Annotated in this window: 20 protein-coding genes and 1 pseudogene; 1 reads left to right on the top strand and 20 read right to left on the bottom strand. The window is 28.3% G+C overall.

Annotation, left to right across the window (positions count from 1 at the left end):
- A pseudogene (locus H527_RS0120045) lies at positions 1-255 on the bottom strand (hypothetical protein); the annotation flags it as partial.
- Positions 256-757: 502 nt separating this feature from the next.
- Between H527_RS0120045 and H527_RS0120040 the strand changes: the two are divergent.
- Entirely contained in the window at positions 758-2,161 is a 1,404-nt protein-coding gene (locus H527_RS0120040; protein WP_027414290.1) for a PKD domain-containing protein, read from the top strand.
- A gap of 115 nt (positions 2,162-2,276) precedes the next feature.
- Here H527_RS0120040 and H527_RS0120035 read toward each other — a convergent pair whose 3' ends face one another.
- The 19 genes from H527_RS0120035 to H527_RS0119945 all read right to left on the bottom strand — a co-directional run bounded on the left by H527_RS0120035 (position 2,277) and on the right by H527_RS0119945 (position 21,832).
- A complete protein-coding gene (locus H527_RS0120035; RefSeq protein WP_155837970.1) occupies positions 2,277-3,290 on the bottom strand; it encodes an O-antigen ligase family protein in 1,014 nt (337 codons plus the stop codon).
- Positions 3,291-3,505: 215 nt separating this feature from the next.
- On the bottom strand, positions 3,506-3,961 hold the full coding sequence (locus H527_RS24135) for a hypothetical protein (protein WP_155837969.1): 456 nt from the start codon (positions 3,959-3,961) through the stop codon (positions 3,506-3,508).
- 704 nt (positions 3,962-4,665) lie between these two features.
- Positions 4,666-5,802 (bottom strand): glycosyltransferase, encoded by a 1,137-nt coding sequence (locus tag H527_RS0120025; protein ID WP_027414288.1) that lies wholly within the window; start codon positions 5,800-5,802, stop codon positions 4,666-4,668.
- Complete coding sequence (gene wecB / locus H527_RS0120020; protein ID WP_027414287.1) at positions 5,799-6,881, bottom strand: non-hydrolyzing UDP-N-acetylglucosamine 2-epimerase; 1,083 nt, start codon at positions 6,879-6,881, stop codon at positions 5,799-5,801. The genes H527_RS0120025 and wecB overlap by 4 nt, the downstream gene beginning before the upstream one ends.
- Positions 6,882-6,916: 35 nt before the next feature.
- Positions 6,917-8,053 carry an N-acetyl sugar amidotransferase gene (locus tag H527_RS0120015; protein ID WP_027414286.1) on the bottom strand — a complete coding sequence of 379 codons (1,137 nt, stop codon included), beginning with the start codon at positions 8,051-8,053 and terminating at the stop codon, positions 6,917-6,919.
- Entirely contained in the window at positions 8,046-8,810 is a 765-nt protein-coding gene (locus tag H527_RS0120010; RefSeq protein ID WP_027414285.1) for an AglZ/HisF2 family acetamidino modification protein, read from the bottom strand. The genes H527_RS0120015 and H527_RS0120010 overlap by 8 nt, the downstream gene beginning before the upstream one ends.
- A 3-nt stretch (positions 8,811-8,813) precedes the next feature.
- Positions 8,814-9,422, bottom strand: coding sequence for an imidazole glycerol phosphate synthase subunit HisH (gene hisH / locus H527_RS0120005; RefSeq protein WP_027414284.1), 609 nt, complete (start codon positions 9,420-9,422; stop codon positions 8,814-8,816).
- 21 nt (positions 9,423-9,443) lie between these two features.
- Positions 9,444-10,061, bottom strand: a complete 618-nt coding sequence (locus H527_RS24755) for an acyltransferase (RefSeq protein WP_051316883.1) — start codon at positions 10,059-10,061, stop codon at positions 9,444-9,446.
- A complete protein-coding gene (locus H527_RS0119995; protein WP_027414283.1) occupies positions 10,062-11,348 on the bottom strand; it encodes a lipopolysaccharide biosynthesis protein in 1,287 nt (428 codons plus the stop codon).
- A 71-nt stretch (positions 11,349-11,419) separates the two neighbouring features.
- A complete protein-coding gene (locus H527_RS0119990) occupies positions 11,420-12,367 on the bottom strand; it encodes a Gfo/Idh/MocA family protein (RefSeq protein ID WP_027414282.1) in 948 nt (315 codons plus the stop codon).
- Positions 12,368-12,500: 133 nt separating this feature from the next.
- Complete coding sequence (locus H527_RS0119985; protein WP_027414281.1) at positions 12,501-13,088, bottom strand: acyltransferase; 588 nt, start codon at positions 13,086-13,088, stop codon at positions 12,501-12,503.
- Between the two features lie 74 nt (positions 13,089-13,162).
- Positions 13,163-14,029 carry a dTDP-4-dehydrorhamnose reductase gene (gene rfbD / locus H527_RS0119980; protein ID WP_155837968.1) on the bottom strand — a complete coding sequence of 289 codons (867 nt, stop codon included), beginning with the start codon at positions 14,027-14,029 and terminating at the stop codon, positions 13,163-13,165.
- Positions 14,022-14,570, bottom strand: coding sequence for a dTDP-4-dehydrorhamnose 3,5-epimerase (rfbC, locus tag H527_RS0119975; RefSeq protein ID WP_027414279.1), 549 nt, complete (start codon positions 14,568-14,570; stop codon positions 14,022-14,024). Before rfbC ends, rfbD begins: the two co-directional genes overlap by 8 nt.
- Position 14,571: 1 nt before the next feature.
- Positions 14,572-15,429 carry a glucose-1-phosphate thymidylyltransferase RfbA gene (gene rfbA, locus H527_RS0119970; protein ID WP_027414278.1) on the bottom strand — a complete coding sequence of 286 codons (858 nt, stop codon included), beginning with the start codon at positions 15,427-15,429 and terminating at the stop codon, positions 14,572-14,574.
- A gap of 120 nt (positions 15,430-15,549) precedes the next feature.
- The gene (rfbB, locus tag H527_RS0119965) at positions 15,550-16,563 is read right to left on the bottom strand and encodes a dTDP-glucose 4,6-dehydratase (RefSeq protein ID WP_027414277.1); all 1,014 of its coding nucleotides are present in this window, start codon (positions 16,561-16,563) and stop codon (positions 15,550-15,552) included.
- Between the two features lie 8 nt (positions 16,564-16,571).
- On the bottom strand, positions 16,572-17,543 hold the full coding sequence (locus H527_RS0119960; RefSeq protein ID WP_035089265.1) for a type I phosphomannose isomerase catalytic subunit: 972 nt from the start codon (positions 17,541-17,543) through the stop codon (positions 16,572-16,574).
- Between the two features lie 53 nt (positions 17,544-17,596).
- On the bottom strand, positions 17,597-18,604 hold the full coding sequence (locus H527_RS0119955) for a hypothetical protein (protein WP_027414275.1): 1,008 nt from the start codon (positions 18,602-18,604) through the stop codon (positions 17,597-17,599).
- A 10-nt stretch (positions 18,605-18,614) separates the two neighbouring features.
- A complete protein-coding gene (locus H527_RS0119950) occupies positions 18,615-20,309 on the bottom strand; it encodes a DUF6909 family protein (RefSeq protein WP_027414274.1) in 1,695 nt (564 codons plus the stop codon).
- A gap of 23 nt (positions 20,310-20,332) precedes the next feature.
- Entirely contained in the window at positions 20,333-21,832 is a 1,500-nt protein-coding gene (locus H527_RS0119945; RefSeq protein ID WP_027414273.1) for a GH3 auxin-responsive promoter family protein, read from the bottom strand.
- Positions 21,833-21,837: the final 5 nt, after the last annotated feature.

The following is a 21,837-nucleotide window of genomic DNA, read 5'->3' as shown; positions in this document are numbered from 1 at the left end:
AAAAATGGAATGAAGTGTCTTATCATAACGCAACCAATCACAATGAATATAACGAGAAGCTCCTGTCCAAATACCTAACCAAAAAGATTCTATAATATGCTCCGGTGAATAGCCACGATTAGAACCGGGTTCAGGTAAATCTAATTCAGACATATACTCCCGAATCCCTGTTTGATCTATAAATCTTTTCATCAAACTCATACCCCCAAAAGGAGTGACTTGTTTATCTGAATACTCAATAGGAAGGTTAACCATATGGGTGAAATTTAAAATATAACCTAAAGCTAGTAATAATCAATAGGAATAGCAATAATTTAAACCCTATTGCATAATTCAGGTTTAACTGATAGAGGCACTGAATATTTTGGTAAACAGTAACATCACTAATATCAGCTATATCTTACAATAGAAAACGTAGCTCATACTAAAAACCGAAGCAAAAAACCTACAAACCAAAGGTATTTGTGAGCGATTCCATAAAACCATGCAACAAGAGTTCTTCTAGGGAGCTTTTCGAAAAAAGTATAAACACCATCGAAAAATTACAAACCAATCTGAATCAGTGGATAGAATGATATAATTGTGAAAGAGTGCACACTGGAAAATAATGCTAGGGAAAAATGCCTTTGCAGATTTTCAAAATTAAGTGTACTTTTAGTAAAAGAAAATCTAATTGTATTAGATAGCTTAAAAGCTCTTTTCGAAGTGTCAGGTCAAGTAGTAACTAATACCCCTAAATTTATTAAGTAATCAAATTATGAAAAAAATTATTAAGTGGCTTCCAATAGTTGTACTTTTATATCAATGTGACAATGATGATGATAAAACAATTGAATTAAATCCAAAAGCTTGTTTTGAAACTTCTGAAACAACATATTTTACAGGGGAAGAAATCTCTTTCGAGAATTGTTCTACAAACTCCGAAAAATACATATGGGACTTTGAGGTAAGTACATCAGAAGAAAAAAATCCTACATTTTCTTATACAAAAGTTGGAGATTACAATATAAAATTAACTTCTTTTAAACAAGATAAATCTGATACTGTAGAAAAAAAAATTAAAATAATAGAAAATCAAGAAGGTATAGGTGAAATACAAAATTCCATTTCCTGTGAAGAAAATACAAATATTATTGATTGGACTATTTCTGAAGAAAACAACCTTTATGTTTTATTTGAAAATGAGAAAAATAAATTAAATCTCACCAAATATGATTCATCAGGAAGTGAGTTATATACAACTTCAACATTTTTTTTACCATTAAATAAAACTATACTCTATATAAGTTTTGGAAGTATTACAGTAATAAATGATAAAGTTTTTGTGAGTTATAATATTCGTCATAGATACGAAACTGAAACAGGTCGTAAACAAGATGGATGGTTAAGTTATTTTGTAGTAATTGATAATAATGGAAATTTTGTTAAAGACTATAAATATGAAAATAATGAGAATAGATATGATGATCATTATATATCATCCAGTTATTTATTTAATGAAGAGTTATTTTTCATTGGTGGAAAAGGAATAAATAGTCGTAACACTTGGCTTTTGAAACTAAACCTTGAAGGAGACATTATAGAAGATAAAATAATATCTGAACAAGGAGGAACTGGCATTAAAATGGCAAAAGCCAATAATGGTGATTGGATTATTGGAACTGTAGATTTTAGAGTTTCTGTTAAAGTTTTAAGAATGGACTCCTCTTTTTTATCTACTATTTGGACTAGAAATCCTAATTATTCTGATTTGAGTACATATTATCAATCTTATTATAACTTAAATATGTTTGATTTTAACGAGAAGAATCAACGGGTTTATATTGTTCCTCCAGAAAATGAATTTAGGATTTATGCTTTAAATTTTGAGGGAGGTGAATTGAATATCCCCAAATCTGTTGACTTTCACATATCTTGTTCTAATCTAACTTTCACTTCAGGAGATGAGTTTTTTGTATCTGGTTGTAAACAAAGGAATACTATATTATTAAAAAAGTTTGATAGTAACGCTAACTTATTGAAAGAAAAATTATTTCCTGAAAATGTTAAAATTCACAAAATACTATTAGATTCAAACTCTGAAAAAACCAAAGTCTTATTGGAGGAAAAAGAATGCCAAAATAATGGTATAATTAATTTTAGGGAATATTCTTTTTATTAAAAAAACACCTAATCCAGTAGAGAAAAAAGGGAGTTTTTACTCTAAATCTCTGTCATAAAATCTTACGTCATTTATTTAGATGTCCAAAATGATACTCAAAAAAATGGCAAAATAATTACATCTCTTCTTTTTCTTTATTTTCAAAAAGTAGAAAATAAGATAGAAAAAATGAAGTAAACAATATTCCATAATGTCTAACTAAGACTGATTCTATCATGAAGAAACCGCTAATTAAAAATAAAAAAATGATGAATAGATGATTTTTATTTCTAAATGCTCTTAAATAAATATTAACCAAAAAGAAAATAAACATGGTTAAACCAATTACTCCAGATCCTAAAGTAATTTCAATAAATTCATTATGAGCATTATGTTTACTTTCTACAATATAAAAATCCTTTCTGACTTTTTGAATTTCGGTTAACTCATCTCCAAGACCAACTCCTAAAAACAAATTATCCCAAATTACGTCAAAGCTTGATTTATAATTATTGAGTCTTGTTGGATCGCCTATTTCAATAAATCTTTTAATTCTTGGTGATGGCGAAATTATAGTTTTATACACTCCTATTAAAGCTACAAAGGATAGGAAAAATATCTTAAAAAAAGTTTTTATTTTTAAAGTTAAAATAAAATAAATAATTGCTAATAACAAACCTGCATATGCCATTTTAATATCTATTAAAAGTAGTACTAAAAAAGTAATAGTTGTTGATAGAAAAAATAAACCGTATTTAACTACATTTTTTATCTTATTATCTTTTAAATAAAATAAAAAATGTGTGTATGAAAACACTAAAACTAAGGAATAATACATTCCATTAATGCCTGAAAATCCAAAAAAATTTTCAAAATTTAGATATCCATATTTATTGTATATATCTATAAAAGTTAAATCATTAATTATATGCTGATATGTTAAGAAAAAAACAACTAAAGAAGCGTGTATTAGTGTTGATAATGAGAAAAAAATTAAGAAATATTCTTTTATTAAAACATTGTTTTTTATAGACAAAAAGAAAATTGGAAAAATTAAAGATAACCCCACAAAACTCAATCTTTCTGTTCCAAGAAGAACATTATCAGAATAGCTTAATGATATCAAATTGATCAATAAGAATAGTAGCAAAGCTTTATACCAAAACTCTTTGAATAAACACAAAAAATTGTATATTAAATTTTTTCTATAAATTATTATAGACGTTATTACAAAGAACAATAGAAACTTACTACTCCAGTGTTCTCTTAAAAAAAGACCAATTGGAATTAAGAAAAATGCAAAAATATTCGTTTTTTTCAATATCGACTCAATCATAATTTAATTCAAATATTATATTTTGTTACCTAATTTATTTTAGGCTTACTGTTTTTTATTATGATAAAAAACAGTAAGCCTAAAATAAAATAAATACTATTAAAAGACGAAACAGATAATCCATTTATCATAACAATTCCTAGAACTACAATTATATTTATATAACTATATCCTGATGAACGGAGAATTTTATAAATGAATCCAATTATAAATATAAACCCTAGCACTCCATGATCATATATAACTCTTAGCAAGTAGGAATGCAATATTACAGAATAGCAATCTCCATTATTCTTAAAGCTAAATAAACTCTCATAATACCCTAATTCAATACACGCTCCTTCGCTTAAAGCTGAAATCCTATCTGAACCAATTAGAAATTTAAGAAAAGACCATTCTTTTGTTTCATCAATAAAAACTAACATAAACTTAAAACGATCAATTGATTCTATTTCGAAAGGTGCTCCTCCTGTTCTTTGCTCCAAAATAAAGATTGTAATAAACAATAGAGATAGAAATATTGGTATTATAAAAAAGATTCTTTTAATAATAAGCCTATAATTAACAATAGCTAAAACAAAAAATAAAATTAAGAGTCCTGATCTTGATCCTGAGATTAGAAATATAGAAGATAACAAAAATTGATATACAAAGTGAACTTTACCATTGAGGATATAGTATAAGTAAAACAACAATGATAAAAACATAATTTCAAAGTTGTTTTCGTAAAACAATATTGGTCTAGTATTGTTAAAAACAAGAAGGCTTATTAAATATTTGATGAAAAATATTAATAATATGATCTTGAAAAATCTTGAAAAATCCTTTTTTTCCAAAAAATATTTACCCGTCAAAAAAGAAATAAAAAAGAAATAAAAAAATATTTTGTAGACTAATAGAAAATCAAGAATATGATCTCCTTTAAAAAAAACCGAATAAAAAAAACTAGAAAATACGTAGATTATATTAACCAATAAAAATCCTGCAATCTGCTTATTTATTACAATTCTCCCTAGACTAAAAAAAGTCATTAATAAAAGAAAAAATTCGAAAAAAATATTAAATAAAGGGTTTTGAGAAAATGTTATCAACCCAATTAATAATACAATATAAAGTGATTTAAATAGAGTTGTTCTCAAAACTTATTTTTGGAATATTAATATCTTAAAATAATAAATCTTTAAAAAAATTATTCATTAATTATATTATTAAAAAAATTTAACCTTTTGTTTTCAACTATTTCGGTACTTATGTAAGTATAAACCTCATCTATAGGAATTTTTTTACCTTTAAATTTATGAGCAAAAGCTTTAATTTTCTCATGAGAATCAATAATTTCTTTTCTATTATTAGGTAATCTTAACACCCAATCAGGATAATTGCTTAACTCAAAAGCCGTTTCTTTAAATGAGATAATAATCGGCAACCCAAAAGCTAGATATTCTCTGATTTTTAAAGGACACGCTTCATTCATATGATTTCTATACATTGCCAAGGAACCAATAGCAAAATCACACTTTTCTAAAACTTTAGAATATTCCTTTTTATTTAAGTAACCATAAGTTATTACATTATCTATTTCTTTTTCAATTTCAATTGATTTAAATCCAATTATATGAAACTTGATTGATGGTATTTTTTTTGCAAGTTCTAAAATAATATCTAAACCATGCCAAGGTAAATTTGGAGTACCTAAAAAAACTGCATTTGGATGTCCATCTGTATCTACATTATGATATCTCTCCTTGTTTTCTAGGTCAATGGAATTAGGAACCACAAAAGTTTTTATATTTAAAAAATCTCGTTCTAATTCATTTGCAATTTCTGTCGTGACCGCTACAAATCCATTAACATTATTAAATTTCATTTTAATGGTAAGCAAAAAGTAAAGATATTTTAAAAAATAACTTAAGCTATCTTTTGCTAGAATCTTATATTCTTTTTTTTCAATAGTATTAATTTCTACAACTGACTTAAAGTTTTTATTTATTTTTAAGAAAAATGGAAGAGTGAAGCTACTTCTATAATATACTATGTCTGGGTTAAAATCAATTAAAGACTTATATATTTCATCATATATAGATTCATTCCCTAACCAATTTGAGATTATATTTTTTGTATTAGATCTATCATTAAAAAAGAAACTGACATTTTGATTTTTTAATTTTGATAACGATGACTTTTCTATTTTATTTATAGAATTTATTTTACAAAATAATCTTACATTATGGCCATATTCTATCCACTGATTAACTTGAGAGAATATTTTTTTACTCACTCCTTCATATTTATCTAAGTCTAAAACACATACATATGCTATTTTCATACCTGAATCATAGATAATTTATTAACTATTTTTTTGGATGCATCTCCATTTCCATATAAATATTCTGTATCATCAAATTCTAAATATTCCACTTTATTAATTAATTCAATAAGATCAATATTTTCATTCCATAAAAAATTATATCCTTTATCAACTAATTCTACCCATTCTGTTTCATTTCTTAAAGTAATACAAGGCTTCTTATGAAAATAAGCTTCTTTTTGTACTCCTCCAGAATCTGTAATTATCAATTTACAGTTTTTTTGAAGTATAACCATGTCTAGGTAACCTATCGGCTCTATAAATTTAATTTTGGAAGAATTAAAATCAAAATTAATTTCTAATAGTGATTTTTTAGTTCTAGGATGAAGTGGTAATACAATCAAATCGCTATTTGCTACTCTCTCAAGATTTTCAAAAATAATCTTAAGTCTATTTATATTATCTGTATTGTTTGCTCTATGAATCGTACTTAATACAAAATTTCCTTTTTCTAGACTTAAATCTTTTAAAATAGTGCTTTTTTCTTCTGCTTTCTTTAAGTAAAATAAAGATGCATCCAACATCACATCGCCTACATTTACAATTATGTTTTCTGAAACTCCCTCATTATTTAAATTAATATCCGCGATTTTCGTGGGTGTAAACAGAATAGTAGAAATTTGATCTGTTAAAACCCTATTAATCTCTTCGGGCATTCTTCTGTTAAAAGATCTCAATCCTGCCTCTATGTGAGCTAACGGGATATGTAACTTTACGGCAGCTAAAGCTCCGGCTAACGTACTATTAGTATCTCCATAAACTAATACCCAATCTGGCTTCTCTTTCAAAAGAACTTCTTCAATTTTTATAAGCATTTTACCTGTTTGATTTCCATGATTTCCTCCTCCAACACCCAGATAATAATCTGGTTTTGGAATTTCCATCTCTTCAAAGAAAACATCAGACATATTACTATCAAAATGTTGACCTGTATGAACTAATATTTCTTTAACATTTTCAACGTTATTTATTTCTCTAGAAACCGTTGCCGCTTTTATAAATTGAGGACGTGCCCCTATTATTGTTACAATTTTCATATTCTATAGATTTCAAACTAAAATCTTTATTAATCTTATTTAAAAAATAATTTATCTTTAATTTTATAAGCTAGCCTAAATAAGTCTTCATTATTAGGATAATCTTTATATGTTTTATTTGGAGAGTTTATTATTTTCTGAAATTCTTCTAACGATACACCTAGTTTTTTTGCTATATATTCCATATCATCGATATAAGAGTTATTAGAATATATTTCTGTTTCCATCTCTTTCAATGCCTCCTCTCTAGTTAATTGACCTGATACTATTAAACTAGACAAATGAGCTCTTCTTTTATCATAACCAAATTTTGTAGGTAAATAACGTGCCTGAAAATATTTGGTGAAACGAGATTCATGATGTTTCCCTCCGTAATATTCCCAATCTAATTCATTTTGCATTATTTCTATAGCCTTTTGTTTATCGTAATCCATTAAATTAAGTGGCATTACAATTTTCATTTTGCGTATATACGGAAAGTAAACATACCTCTTAAAAAAAGTTACGTATGGATATTTTTTTAATTTTATAGTTCCAAAGGTTTTATGAATACCCTTGAGATTCTTATAATCCAATGCATTATAACCCCATGCCTTTGGCAAAATAGACTCTGTAGCAAAATTAGAGCCATTAAAAACGTAACGAATATTATTTTTTACAGCGTAAGAATATAAAGCTCCAAATATAGCATGATCTTGAGGAACATCTTGATTTGCAATATTTGCTTTAAAATATGCTAGTTGTAAATCTTTCATTTCTTGCCAATCTACTACATGCGTATGAAGATCTAAATCTAATTTCTTTACGATATTTTCTATATTCCTTACTGCTTGCTCTGAATTCCATCCACAATCAATATGCACTACCAGGGGTCTTAACTTTAATTTTTTGACTAACATATACGCCAGATAAGAACTATCTATTCCCCCGCTTAGTCCAATAATACAGTCGTATTCTTTATTCTTAGTTTCTTTTTTTATTTTTTTTGTTATTTCTTGAAGCCTTTTCTCTCCCTCTTCATTAGGGAACCATTCTATTTTTGCTTTTTCAAAAGCATCGATACAATGATTACAGTATCCTTCTTTACTAAAAGTAATTTCAGGATCTGTGGTGTCCATAATACACCGTTTACAAATTTTATACTCCATAACTTCATCAATTTTGTTATTCATTTATGATGCTTCTAATGTCTTTTGGCGATGGATATGAGATCAATACACCTTTCTTTCTTCCTTGAAAGACAAATAGACTACCTGCTGCAAGTGCAGATGCTTTTCCTTCTTGAAAAGCTTCTTTAAAATGTGAGATCTTACCAGCACCACCAGATGCGATTACTGGTATAGAAACTGCGTCTACCACTTCTTTAATCATCACAATATCATAGCCTTGCATACATCCATCTTTCTCTATAGAATTTAAAAATATTTCTCCAGCTCCAAGTTTTTCCAATTCTTTAGCATATACCACTGGATGCTTTTTTATGTTCTTTTTTCCTCCATTAATATACACAGTATATTTTCCGAATACGTTTTTTTTGTAATCTATTGATCCAACTATAGTAGAACTCCCAAAAATAGATGCCGCTTCTTTAATTAATTGTGGGTTATGATAAGCCGCAGAATTAATAGCAACTTTCTCTGCGCCTGAAGCAATTAGTCTTCGTATTTGTTCAACATTTGTAATACCTCCTCCATAACAAAAAGGCATAAAGCATTCTGTTGCAATATCCCGAATCAATTCATATGGTGGTTCTTTCTCATTTTTAGTTGCGTCTATATCAAGAAATACTAATTCATCTACCTCCTTTTCATTAAAAATTTTTACTGCATTTATAGGATCTCCTATATATGTTGGGTTTTTGAATTTAATTGTTTTAACAAGTCCGTTATCTCTCAATAATAAACAAGGAATAATTCGTTTAAGTGCCATAATTTAGAAATGTTTGACAAAATTTTCTAATAATTTCATACCAAATTTATGGCTTTTTTCAGGATGAAATTGTACACCTATTATATTATCCTTTTCTACTGAGGAATCAAAATTAAAATTATAGTTTGTTTTGGTTAAACTCGACTCATCTTTAACATCCATGTAAAATGAATGCACAAAATAAAATTTAGGATCTTCATACATATCTTCAAATAGTTTACTATTTTTTTGCAATGTTGTATAATTCCACCCTATATGTGGTACTTTAAATGATTTGTTTTCAAACTCAAACTTCTTCACTTTAGCTTTAATCCAGCCAAAACCTTTTTCTTTACCTTCCTCGCTACTCTCGCAAAGTAATTGTGATCCCAAACAAATTCCTAATACTGGTATTTTTTCTGTTATTACTTTTTCATTCAAAACACTCCATAAATTGTACTTTTTTAGGTTTTCTATCCCTGAATCAAATGCACCTACCCCAGGCAAAATTAATTTTGTTGCGGAGGAAATTTTATTTGGATCAGAAGTAATTTCAGATGGTGTTCCAATTTTTTTGAGCATATTCTGAATTGACCCTAAGTTTCCAACTTTATAATCTACTATTGTTATCATCTAGATTGTTTCTCCTATACTTTAAATATTCAGTTTTTTCTTTCGAAATACTTTAAAATTTTTCTTTTTCACATACCCATTATATTCATAATCATTGTAAAAAGGAACACATTTTTCCCTATCTAAAGATTTAATTACTTTGGCAGGATTACCTGCCAAAACACAATACCCTTCAGGAAAAGGCTTGGTAACTACTGCTCCTGCTGCAACTATTGTAAAATCTCCAATACGCACATTAGGTAATATCACCACATTCATCCCTATCCAACAATATTTCCCGATATGTACTTCTCCTGCTACATGCTTTCTAGTATCATGCAAATTATGGTTAGCACTAATAATACCAACATTAGGTGCAATCTGGGTATAGTCTCCTACATACACTTTACCTCCTCCTTGAATATAGCATCCAGGAGAATACCCTGGTGCCGTATCTATTCCTGCATAAATATTTTTATAATTACCAATAATACTTGTAAAATGAACAGGCCAATATGCCTTTCTATTAAATCCTAAAAATTTTTGAAAAAACCAAAATTTTAGAGTTATTGGTGTTTGTGTATTTCTAGTTTCATAAAAACAACGTGTAAAAGGAATGATTTTGAAAATCATCCACAATATTTCTTTTATAACCTTCATCTATGCCTCTTTTTTATTTGGTCCTAACGATAACTTAAGTGAAATGATAAAATAAGTGAAATAAATTAAAATAAAATTGACACAATATATCCACAATATAACTTTGTCTGATAAGCTAAAAAATTCTGGTAAAACCAGAATGATTAAGGTTGAACAAAAAACATAAATATGTAATAAAAAATCTTGTTTCTGCTTCTCTGCAATATAGAACATATAACTTAATGGGCTAGAGATGAATTTGAAATAGTAATAAATCGAAAAAATTCTAGCATATTCTCCAGCAGTCGTCCACCCATCACCAAAGACAAAAGAAAACAATTCTGGGGCATAAAAAAACAGTATTGTAAATGGTAAAATTGAAAGAAGTGATAAACTTCCAGCTGTTTTAACAAATAATTCTTTGCAATTTCCTTTTTTAATATAATGTTCTGCCGCTTTCTGTCTAAAAACTTCAAGTACAGAATTAGAAAACAATACTATTGGAGCGTCTAAAGTTCTTTTCATTAAAGAGTAAAAACCAGTAACGTTAGCCCCAAAATAATTTGTTAAAAAAAAAGCCGGCATTTGAGAGGAACCCATATTTATAAAATCTGATGGAATATTGTAAATGGGAAATTCTTTATATTTTAATGCTAATTCTTTAGATTTTTGAATAATACCCCTCTCAAATATTAAAAAGTTTCTATTTACATAAACAATATATATCGTTGCGCTAAAATAACCAAGAAATTCACCTAAAACTAGTCCTCTTGCATCTCCAAAATAAAAAATAAAAATAATATTAAATGTAATACTTAATAACGTTCTAATAATTCTTGTAATAGATAATTGTTTATACTCTCTTCTATAGTTAGAGATTACCATAAAAACAGTATAATAAGAATAAAATATTAATAATATTGGGAGAGAATATAACCAGTGATACAAAGTTATATCTAAAGAGAGTTTATTAATAAAGAATGTTTTTCCGAAAAATAATATAGCTAAAAGAAGTATCCCTGCAATAACAGAGGTAAGTGATGATAAAAAAACAATTTTATTAATATGTTTTTCCGATTCTAGCAAAAGAATAACTCTTTCAAATTTTCCTGTAGAAAATGTGCCAAAAATCATTAATATACTTGTATAGACTAACAAAAACCCAAAATCCTCTGGAGAATAGTTTCTAGTAAGCACTGGTGTTAATACCAAAGAAATCACTAAAGAAATAGTTGTACCTGTCATTACAGTAGCAACATTTTTCAAAAACTCAGATTTTAAGGCTATTTTTCTCAGATTAAATTTCATTCAAACGAAAATATCAGATTAAATTGCTTTTTTAATTAAAATTAAAGACACAATTATAAAACCTTGTAAAACTATTTTTTTAATGTTATTAAAGAATGATAATCTCCCTTAGCTCCGATAGGTTTTGTATTTCTAATATCATGTACAATTTGTATTGCTGTTTTTGCAGCATCCAAACCATACCCTTTTCCTTCTAATATATCTTTATATACCATTGTATGTAAATCGGTAAATCCACCACTAAACTCCAATTCTTCACCATCAATTGTTATAGATCTATATGTTGTGTTTCCCTTTTCTTTTACTTCCTTAGGTAAATATTCAGCATTTATAGATAAAAACCATTTAACACGTGCATTTTCAAATTCTAAGTATCCCGCAGCTCTATCTTCTTCATGAACATGCACTACATTTTCTTGAATATCACCAAAAATCCAAGATAACATATCATAAAAATGAACTCCAATATTTGTTGCAATTCCTCCTGATTTACTCTTATCTCCTTTCCAAGAAGTGTGATACCAATTGCCTCTAGAAGTTAAATATGTTAAATCTACTTCAAATTTGGTATCTTTTTTAGCGTTTTTTACCTTTTCTTTTAAAGCTATTATAGATGGATGCACCCTAAGTTGGAGAATATTATAAACTTTTTTACCTGTCTTTTCTTCTACTTTTTGGAGCTTATCAATATTCCAAGGATTCAAAACAAGTGGTTTTTCACATATTGCATCAGCTCCACTTCGTAATGCAAATCTAATATGTGCATCATGTAAATAATTAGGGGAACATATACTTACATAATCCAAAAATAAATCTTGTTCATATTTCAATTTTTCAATATGTCTATCAAATCTTTCAAACTCAACAAAAAAATCAGCAGTAGGAAAGTGAGAATCTATAATACCAACACTATCGTTTTTATCGTATGCTGCCAATAATAGATTATTAGTATCCTTAATTGCTTTCATGTGTCTTGGAGCAATATAACCTGCTGCTCCAATTAGTGCAAAGTTCTTCATATTAGTTCTTTTGTTATATAATAATTTGCTTTATCTTTTAAATTAAAGATTTGCGAATAACTTGTTTTTTTTGAATATAAATTTAGGAAACAAGAAAATCAACTTTTTTGTATCTTAACTATTCCAACTGTTATTATTTAACTCTTTCTACCTGTTCTTTTTTTATATCTAAAATATATTTTTGTCCGCTTTCTAAACAAACAGCTTCATTATTTTTGTTAAAATTAAGCCTATGCCCGTATTCACTTACCCAACCAATTTGTTTTGCGGGGTTTCCTACTATTAGTGCATATGGCTTTGTAGGTTTCGTAACCACCGCACCTGCTCCTATTAACGCATATTCACCAATATTATTACCACAAATAATAGTAGCATTCGCCCCAATAGATGCGCCTTTTTTAACAATAGTTTCTGCATATTGCCCTCGTCTATTGATTGCACTTCTAGGATTTATCACATTAGTAAATACCATTGAGGGGCCTAGAAAAACATCATCTTCACAAACCACTCCTGTATAAATAGAGACATTATTTTGAACCTTCACATTTTTTCCTAATTTTACTTTAGGAGATACCACAACATTCTGACCTATATTACAAGATTCTCCTATCTCACAATCGGACATTATATGAGAAAAGTGCCATATTTTAGTATCTCTACCAATACTACAATTACTATCAATTATTGAAGTCTCGTGAGCATAATATTTTTTATCACTCATGTTTTAAAAATTTGTATTTAATGTATAACTAAAAAACAAAAAAATATAAATCCTTATCAAATAACCCTTGTTAATTATTTATTCAAAAACTGGGAAAGAGTCTTTTTCCATTCGATCGGAGAAATTGTAAAAATATGTTTAATCTTTATTATATTCAATACACTATATTTTGGTCTTTGTGCAAAAGTAGGATAATTATCGGTTTTTTTAAGTGTTATAGTGTCCAATTTACCTGAAACACTAAGAATTTCTTTAGCAAAATCATACCAAGTAGCTTCGCCAGAGTTACTAAAATGATAAATTCCATACTTTTGATTATTTATTAAAATTAAATCAAGAATAAACGTAGCTAAATCATTTGCATTTGTTGGAGTTCCTTTTTGAGAAGTTGTAATGGTGAGTTCTGTTTCTGTTTCTGATTTTTTTAAAATTGTTTTAAAAAAGTTATGTCCAAATTCAGAATACAACCATGAGGTTCTTATAATAAAAAAGGTTTCCAAAATTTCCTGAATACATTGTTCTCCCGCTAATTTTGACTTACCATATTCATTTATTGGGTTAGGTATATCCTCTTCAGTATATGGAGTTTCTTTTTTACCATCAAAAACGTAGTCTGTAGATATATGAATGAGTATACTATTTTGCTTTTTACAAGTTTGCGCCAAATTCCTGACTCCTTCTTCATTTATAAGAAAAGCTTTTTCTGATTCTTTTTCTGCTTGCTCTACATTGGTGTACCCTGCGCAATTAATTACAAAATCAAATGAATCATCTTTAAAAACCTGAGATATTGCATCTTTATTGGTAATATCTAAATCTTTTGATTTATAAAAATGTAATTCTAAAGAAGTATAATTTTGCTCTATTTTTTGCAAGCATTGTCCTAATTGGCCATTTGAACCTGTAACAAGAATTTTAATTTTATTGGATTCATTATACATTTTCTATATCTTTTAGAAATAATAGTTTTCGATCTTTTTGAGACAAAATAATATCGTAATCACTTAATTTCCAGTCTATTTCAATGTCAGGATCGTTATATATAATTCCTGATTCAGCGGATTGACAATAATAATTATCACATTTATATGCAAAAACTGCACTCTCACTTAAAGTTAAAAACCCATGGGCAAAACCTCTTGGTATAAATAATTGTAAATTATTATGATCGTTTAAAATTATAGAAAAATACTTTTTATATGTTTTAGAACCTGGTCTTAAATCTACTGCAACGTCCAGTACTTCTCCTTTTATAACATGTACAAGTTTAGCTTGCGCATATTCCCCAGTTTGAAAATGTAGTCCTCTTAGTACCCCTTTTTTAGAAATAGATTGATTATCCTGAACAAAGTCAACTTTAACTCCAGAAATCTCTTCGAATATTTTTTTATTGAAAGTTTCTAAAAACAAACCTCTTTCATCCTTAAATACTTTGGGCTTAATTATAAAACATCCTTCTATAAAAGTAGATTGAATTTCCATTTTATTCTAATTCTAATAAATATTCACCATAACCACTTTTTAATAACGGTTCTGCTAGTTTATGAAGCTGTTGTTTGTTTATAAACCCTTTTTTAAATGCAACTTCTTCTATCGCTCCAATTTTTAAACCCTGTCTCTCTTCTATAACCTGAACAAATTGGCTGGCTTGCATTAAGGCATTAAATGTTCCTGTATCTAACCACGCTGTACCTTTATCTAAAATACTTACTTTTAATTTTCCTTTTTTAAAATATGCATTATTTATATCTGTAATTTCAAGCTCTCCTCTTGTACTTGGTTTAATTGCTTTGGCTATTTTTATAACTTCATTATCATAAAAGTAAATTCCTGGAACAGCATAATTTGATTTGGGATATTTCGGTTTTTCTTCTATAGAGGTAACATTTCCATTTTTATCAAAATCCACAACTCCATATCGTTCTGGATCTTGAACATGATACGCATATATAATTCCTCCATCTGGATTATTATTGCTCTCTAAAAGGTTTTCTAATCCTGATCCATAAAATATATTATCTCCCAATATTAAAGCTACCTTTTCCTCTCCTATAAACTCTTCTCCAATAATAAAAGCTTCTGCTAATCCATTTGGATGTTCTTGAATGGCATATTCAAATTTACAACCATAGCTTTTTCCTGAACCAAGAAGTTTTTTAAATAATGGTAAGTCTTTTGGAGTAGATATGATTAAAATTTCATTAATACCCGCCGAAATTAAAGTTGAAAGTGGGTAATAAATCATTGGTTTATCATAAACTGGCATTAGTTGTTTACTAACTGCTAGTGTAAGCGGATGCAAACGTGTTCCTGAACCTCCTGCTAATATAATTCCTTTCATTTTTAAGTTTTTTCTGAAATCAGAAGATCAAACCAGATGTAATTATATGATTTTTGAGTTTCTAAAATCAGTTTAGCTTCAGATAAATGCATCGCGGTCATATAATCCAATGTTTCAGGCTTAAATAGTATATTTTTCTAAATACCAAGTTACTGTTTTTTTGATACCTGATTCAAAATTTTCTTCGGCTGTCCACCCTAATTCATTTTCAATTTTAGTAGCGTCAATAGCGTATCTATAATCGTGCCCAGGTCTATCTTTTACAAAAGTAATAAGGTCTTTATATGATTTATCATTACTTCTTGGAATCATTGTATCTAAAATTTCACAAATAATAGTAGCTATATATATGTTCTCCTTCTCATTTTTCCCTCCTATATTATAGGTTTCTCCTTTTTTTCCTGAATTTAATACCAAATCTATTCCTTTACAATGATCTAAAACATACAGCCAATCTCGTATATTTTTACCTGTACCGTAGATAGGTATACTTTCTTCTTTAATTGCTTTTCTTATAATTGTAGGAATCAATTTTTCATCGTGTTGTCTTGGTCCATAATTATTTGAACAATTAGTTGTAACTACAGGTAAACCATACGTATGGAAATAACTTCGAACTAACATATCCGAAGATGCTTTTGAAGCACTATAAGGGCTGTTGGGAGCGTATGGTGTCTTTTCTGTAAAAAGCCCCGTTTTTCCTAATGTTCCATACACCTCATCTGTTGAAATATGTAAAAAACGTGCATGCTTAAATTTTGGTTTTATTTCATTGGGAGAACTCATCCATGTTTGATATGCCTGTTGTAATACATTAAACGTTCCTACAATATTAGTGTCTATAAATTGTTTTGGGCCTGTTATAGAATTATCCACATGTGATTCTGCTGCAAAATGTACAACGGTATCAATTTTATACTTTTTAAAAATATCTTCAACTATTCCTATATCACAAATATCTCCTTCGATAAAAGTGTAATTTTTGTTGTTTTCTATTTTAATATTAGAAAGATCTGCTGCGTAAGTTAGTTTATCTAAATTTATAATTTGCAAATCAGAATCTTCTGAAATATAATTTATATAATTTGATCCTATAAACCCTGCTCCTCCCGTTATTAAAACATTCTTTTTCATCGTTTACATTAAATGTATACTTCTAATAATTTTATTCCTTGAGAGGTGCTTTCAATAAATACATTTTCTATAGCTGCAGGAATTAATACAGTCTCTCCAAAAGACACTGGTAAAGAATACTCTTGAGTATTAATTGTACCACTACCTTCTACACACATTAATATCTTAAAGGAATCTAGATCTTTATAGTTTCTTTCAAAACTATTTTCTATCTCGATAACACTAGTTGTAAAATAGGTTCCAGAAATAAGATTATTGATCTTGTTTTTATCTTTACTATATTTTAATTTAAAAGTTTTATCTGCATTATAATCTAATGCATCCAAAGCTAAATCTGTGTGTAATTCTCTTTCGTTTCCTTCAGAGTCTTTACGGTCCCAATCATACACTCTATAGGTAATATCTGATGTTTGTTGGATTTCTGCAATTAATGATCCCCCTCCAATTGCATGTATTCTGCCTGCTTTTATAAAATAACTGTCTCCTTTAGATATACTTTCAAAATTGAGTAATTTTGTTATTTCTCCTTTTTCTAAAAAATCTTCATATTCTTCTTTTGTTGTATCTTTATTAAAGCCAACAATTAATTTTGCTTCAGGATCTGCTTGAACGACATACCACATTTCTGTTTTTCCAAAAGAGTTATGTCGTTTTTTTGCTAATTCATCATCAGGATGTAATTGAACAGATAAGTCTTCTTTAGCATCAATGAATTTTATCAATAGAGGAAATTGATTTCCAAATTCTTTATATACTTTTTTTCCTAATAATTTGTCTTTGTACTCCTTTATTAGGTCGTTTAGTGTTTTTCCTGTAAACTCTCCATTACAAACTATTGAAATATCATCTCCTACCGTCGATATTTCCCAACTTTCTCCTACATTTTCTGTTTCTGTGGGCTTATTAAGAATAGTTTTTAATTTACCTCCTCCCCAAATTTTTTCTTTAAGAATAGGGTGAAATTTTATAGGATATAACATAGTTTCATTTTTTAGTACTTTTCTTAATATATTAAGAAAAATAAATTAAGAATTTATTGCTCCTCTTCTTTAACAAAATTATTTATAGATTTAGACATATGTTTAAAGAAATAGAATAAAGAAACTAGTCCTATAAGAAACATTGGAATAGTAAAAAGCATTCTATTATACAATTCCTTGCGTTTAGAAATAATACCTCCATAATCTACTACAGAAAAAATTTCTTTATTAAAAACTAAATCATGTTCTTGTTCATTAATCAATTCTATTAAAAGTTCTTTTTTTTGTAATAAAGAAGCTACAGAAACCATTGGTAGTTTTTCTGATTCAGAGGAAAAAATAATGGCTTCATTTTCTGCCTTTAAAGGAGTTTTTTCAAGGTTATTCAAATACGTATCTATAAACTGTAAAGATTTTTTATTTCTTTCGATATCTATTTTCTTTTGCTTTAGTGTAAGTTCTGATATGTCTTGATAGTACTTGTTGGATTTTATATAGTTTAAAACAGAAGATATGATTTTACTATTATACTTACTTTCTTTATTAAACTCAAAAGTAACTTTATGGTGTTTATAAAAATCTCTAAATTTTTCTTCTTCTACCTTTCCATCGTCATAAGCTTCCATGATATCCTTAAAGAATTCCCTGTTTTCATACCTCTTCTCTAAATTATCTAATACATCAGTACCTTTTACAATAGGTTCAATACTTATCTTTTTTACATTTTTAATATTCTCTTGATTTAAACTTAATTTTTTCAAGAAATTATTGTCTCTAAAGTTATATTCTAGTTCTTCAACAAAATCATAAATATATTTTACACTATTGTAATTTGGTTCAATTATAATCTCCTGAACAAAATTGTTTTTTGCATTTTGATTTTGATCTAAAAAATATCCTATTGCAACACCTATTACTAATAAAACAAGGAATAAAATTGCTTTTTTCTTATAAAATAAAACTATAGAAATAACTAATTTCAAAAAATTCTTAAATGTATTTTTTATCATTCCAAAAACTTGTATTAAATCTATTTCATCAGTATTGTTTTCTTTATTCATGTTATGTTGATTATCTTTCTTTAAATATTTGTTCTATTATTTTTTCGGTAATTAGATACGTTGGTTTTACTCCTGTTGTTCCTAATCCTCCTGAAGCTAATGTACTTCCTGTTTCTAATGGATTATCAGATGCATAATAAGCATATCTTACTTTAACTTTTGGGCTTATACTACTTCTTAACTTTGATGCCGACTGTATTGCTTTTTGATAATGTGCTCCTTCCATTTCTAATCCAATCACATTCCAGGTAGAATCGTGAAAAAACTTTAGAATATCTCTGTTTTGTAAAGATGTTCCTAAAACGGTTATCATAGCGCCGTCATATATCTCAATTCCATTACCTTCTAACTCTTCTTTTTTAAGCTCATTTTTAAATGGATAATTATCCGCAGTTCCTTCAAAAACATGAGCAGAAGGTATCATAATATCTCCTTTACCTCCTTCTAGAATTCCTGCTTTCCCCATTATAGATATGGATTTAACATCTATATGAGTTTTTGTTTTTTGCTTATTGAAATATGGTTTTAATAACTCATCCATAGTTTCATAAGCTTGCTCTCCAAAAGCATAATCCATTACTATAATTACAGGCTTATTCTTATCCTCAACATCCGAAATAAACTCTTTGAATTGACCATTGTTATATTTTGAAGTATCAAATATTTGTACATTAATATTAGCTCCGCTTTGGTCTTCAATATAAGTCATCCCCTGCTGCAATGCTATTTTTTGCACCTTTGCTCTTAAACGATCATTTACTTTATCACTTAAGGATTCATATACATCAAATGTTTTTTTATTTTTGAGCTCTGTTTTTAAAGCTATAGGCACATATAGTGTATTCATAACACTATGCATATTTGCACTAATAATATGAATTGGTCTTTCTAATAAATCTAATTGTTCTAATTTATTTTTAATTGTATTCGCCCAAATTTCTCCATGAATATGGTGCCCAAGTCTTTCTCTTAATACAGGACTAAATGTTACAATTCGCTTATTGTCTTCAATAGATTCTTCTATAGCTAATTTGCCTAACCAATAGATAATATGTAAAAACCTTTCCTTGTTTTCTAAACACGAAAAACTACTATAAACAGAAGAAACTTCTTCAAAGGTTCTTCCTAAAATATTAGCAGTATGGGTTAAAGCTACCTCTCTTTCTGCTTTGGTTAAGTCTTTTTTTGAAAGCACTGCCTTCTCTAACTTTTGCCAGTCTCTCGTTACATTACCTTGTTCATTGATCACAACACGATTCATTATCTTGTGAGATTCTATAAATAAAAATGTAAGATGAGTAAGAATATCATAAATCTCAGATCGTCCGCGGGTGATCTCTATATTCATTTGCTCTTCATCAATACGGTAACAATTTCTACGTCTTTTGGGAGGTACTATGGCTTTAAAATGAGAGTTTTTATACCCCTCTTCACTAGTTAAATTAATATATTGACATTCTTCAATACCATAAGGTAGGCGATCTATAACATATAATAGCCCATTAAGCTCTACCTTTTCTTCTGCTATAGAGCCATAAATTTCTGGCCGAAGAATCAATAATGCTTCTCTAAGAGTATCTCCAGAAACTCCCATAGGCTTATAGAAACCTCTATTAAAAAGATGCCGCATAGTAATATACATGCGTTCTATTGCGCTTGAACTTTCCTGAGCTCTAGTTCTTCCTTGTCTTATTAGATTTGCCATAAATTTTTCCTAACAAATATAGTTTATTTGTCTATTATAGTGGTAAGAGCATCTGCTATTTTTCTGTCATTAGAGAGTCTGGGAAGCTTATTTTGTCCTCCTAATTTACCAATAGATTTCATATAACTTTTAAACCCATCTTTTGGAACAATGGTTATTTTTAGTGCTCTTAGTATTTTTCCTTCTATCAAATCATTATAATATGAATTTTGTTTTCGTAAGGAATTTTCTATCTCTAAAGTTAATGTTTTTATATCTTTTGGAGCTTCTCTAAATTCTATAAACCATTCATGATAAGGTAATTTTCCATCTTTTGGATTTACTTGTGGTGCAACAGTAAAATCATTAATTATTACTCCTGTTTTTTCTGCTCCAATGCGAATTGCCTCATCTACTTCTTTGCCGATAACATGTTCTCCAAAAGCAGATATAAAATGTTTTATTCTTCCTGAAACTATAACTCTGTATGGTGAAACACTTGTAAACTGTACTGTATCACCAACATTATAAGCCCACAATCCTGCATTAGTAGAAATCAACATCACATAATTAACTCCTTTTTCTACCTCACCAATAGTTAATCTTTTGGGGTTCTTTTCAAAAAATTTATCTGCTTTCACAAATTCATAAAACATCCCCGAATCCAGTTGTAATAGCATCCCTTTTTCGTTTTGACTGTCTTGAAACGCAAAAAACCCTTCTGAAGCTGGATATAATTCTATTCCAGCAACTTTTTTGCCAATCAGTTTTTCAAAAGTTTTTTTATAAGGTTCGAAATTCACTCCTCCGTATATAAAAAGCTCAAATCCTTTAAAAAGCTCTCCTATTGTCTTATTAGTTTTTTGTTGTAGTTTTTCAAAATACATCTGCACCCAAGGTGGAATACCACTAATTACTGCCATATTTTGATCTACTGTTTCTTCAACAATAGCATCTACTTTTTGTTCCCAATCTTCAATACAATTAGTCTCCCAAGTAGGCATTCTATTTTTTTGAAGATATTTAGGAACATAATGTGCTACAATTCCTGAGAGCCTTCCTAACATTATACCGTTTTTTTCTTCCATTTCTGGGCTTCCCTGAAGAAATATCATCTTACCATCCACAAAATTGGTTTTGCCTGTTTCCTCTATATAACATAAAATAGCATTACGTGCCGCTTTTATATGAGTAGGCATAGAGTCTTTGGTTAAAGGAATGTATTTTGCACCACTAGTAGTCCCTGATGTTTTTGCAAAATATAATGGTTTACCAGGCCAAAGAATATCTTTCTCCCCTTCTACAACCCTATTTACATATCCTTTTAATTTTTCATAATCCCTAATCGGTACATTTTTTGCAAAATCTGAATATGTTTTGATGTTTTGAAAATTATGATCTTTTCCAAAAACAGTATGTTTTGATTGACCAATCAGACTCTTAAAAACTTTTTCCTGAGTTTTTATAGGGTTAGATGCCCACTTATCTATTTTTTTACGAATACGTTTGGCAAAGATTTTAGCTCCTACTCCTTTTAAAGACATATATA

It is taken from the genome of Aquimarina muelleri DSM 19832 (genome assembly GCF_000430665.1).
GTDB classification, from domain to species: domain Bacteria; phylum Bacteroidota; class Bacteroidia; order Flavobacteriales; family Flavobacteriaceae; genus Aquimarina; species Aquimarina muelleri.
The sequence above is the reverse complement of the archived record's forward strand: the minus strand, read 5'-3'. Positions and strand labels throughout refer to the sequence as shown.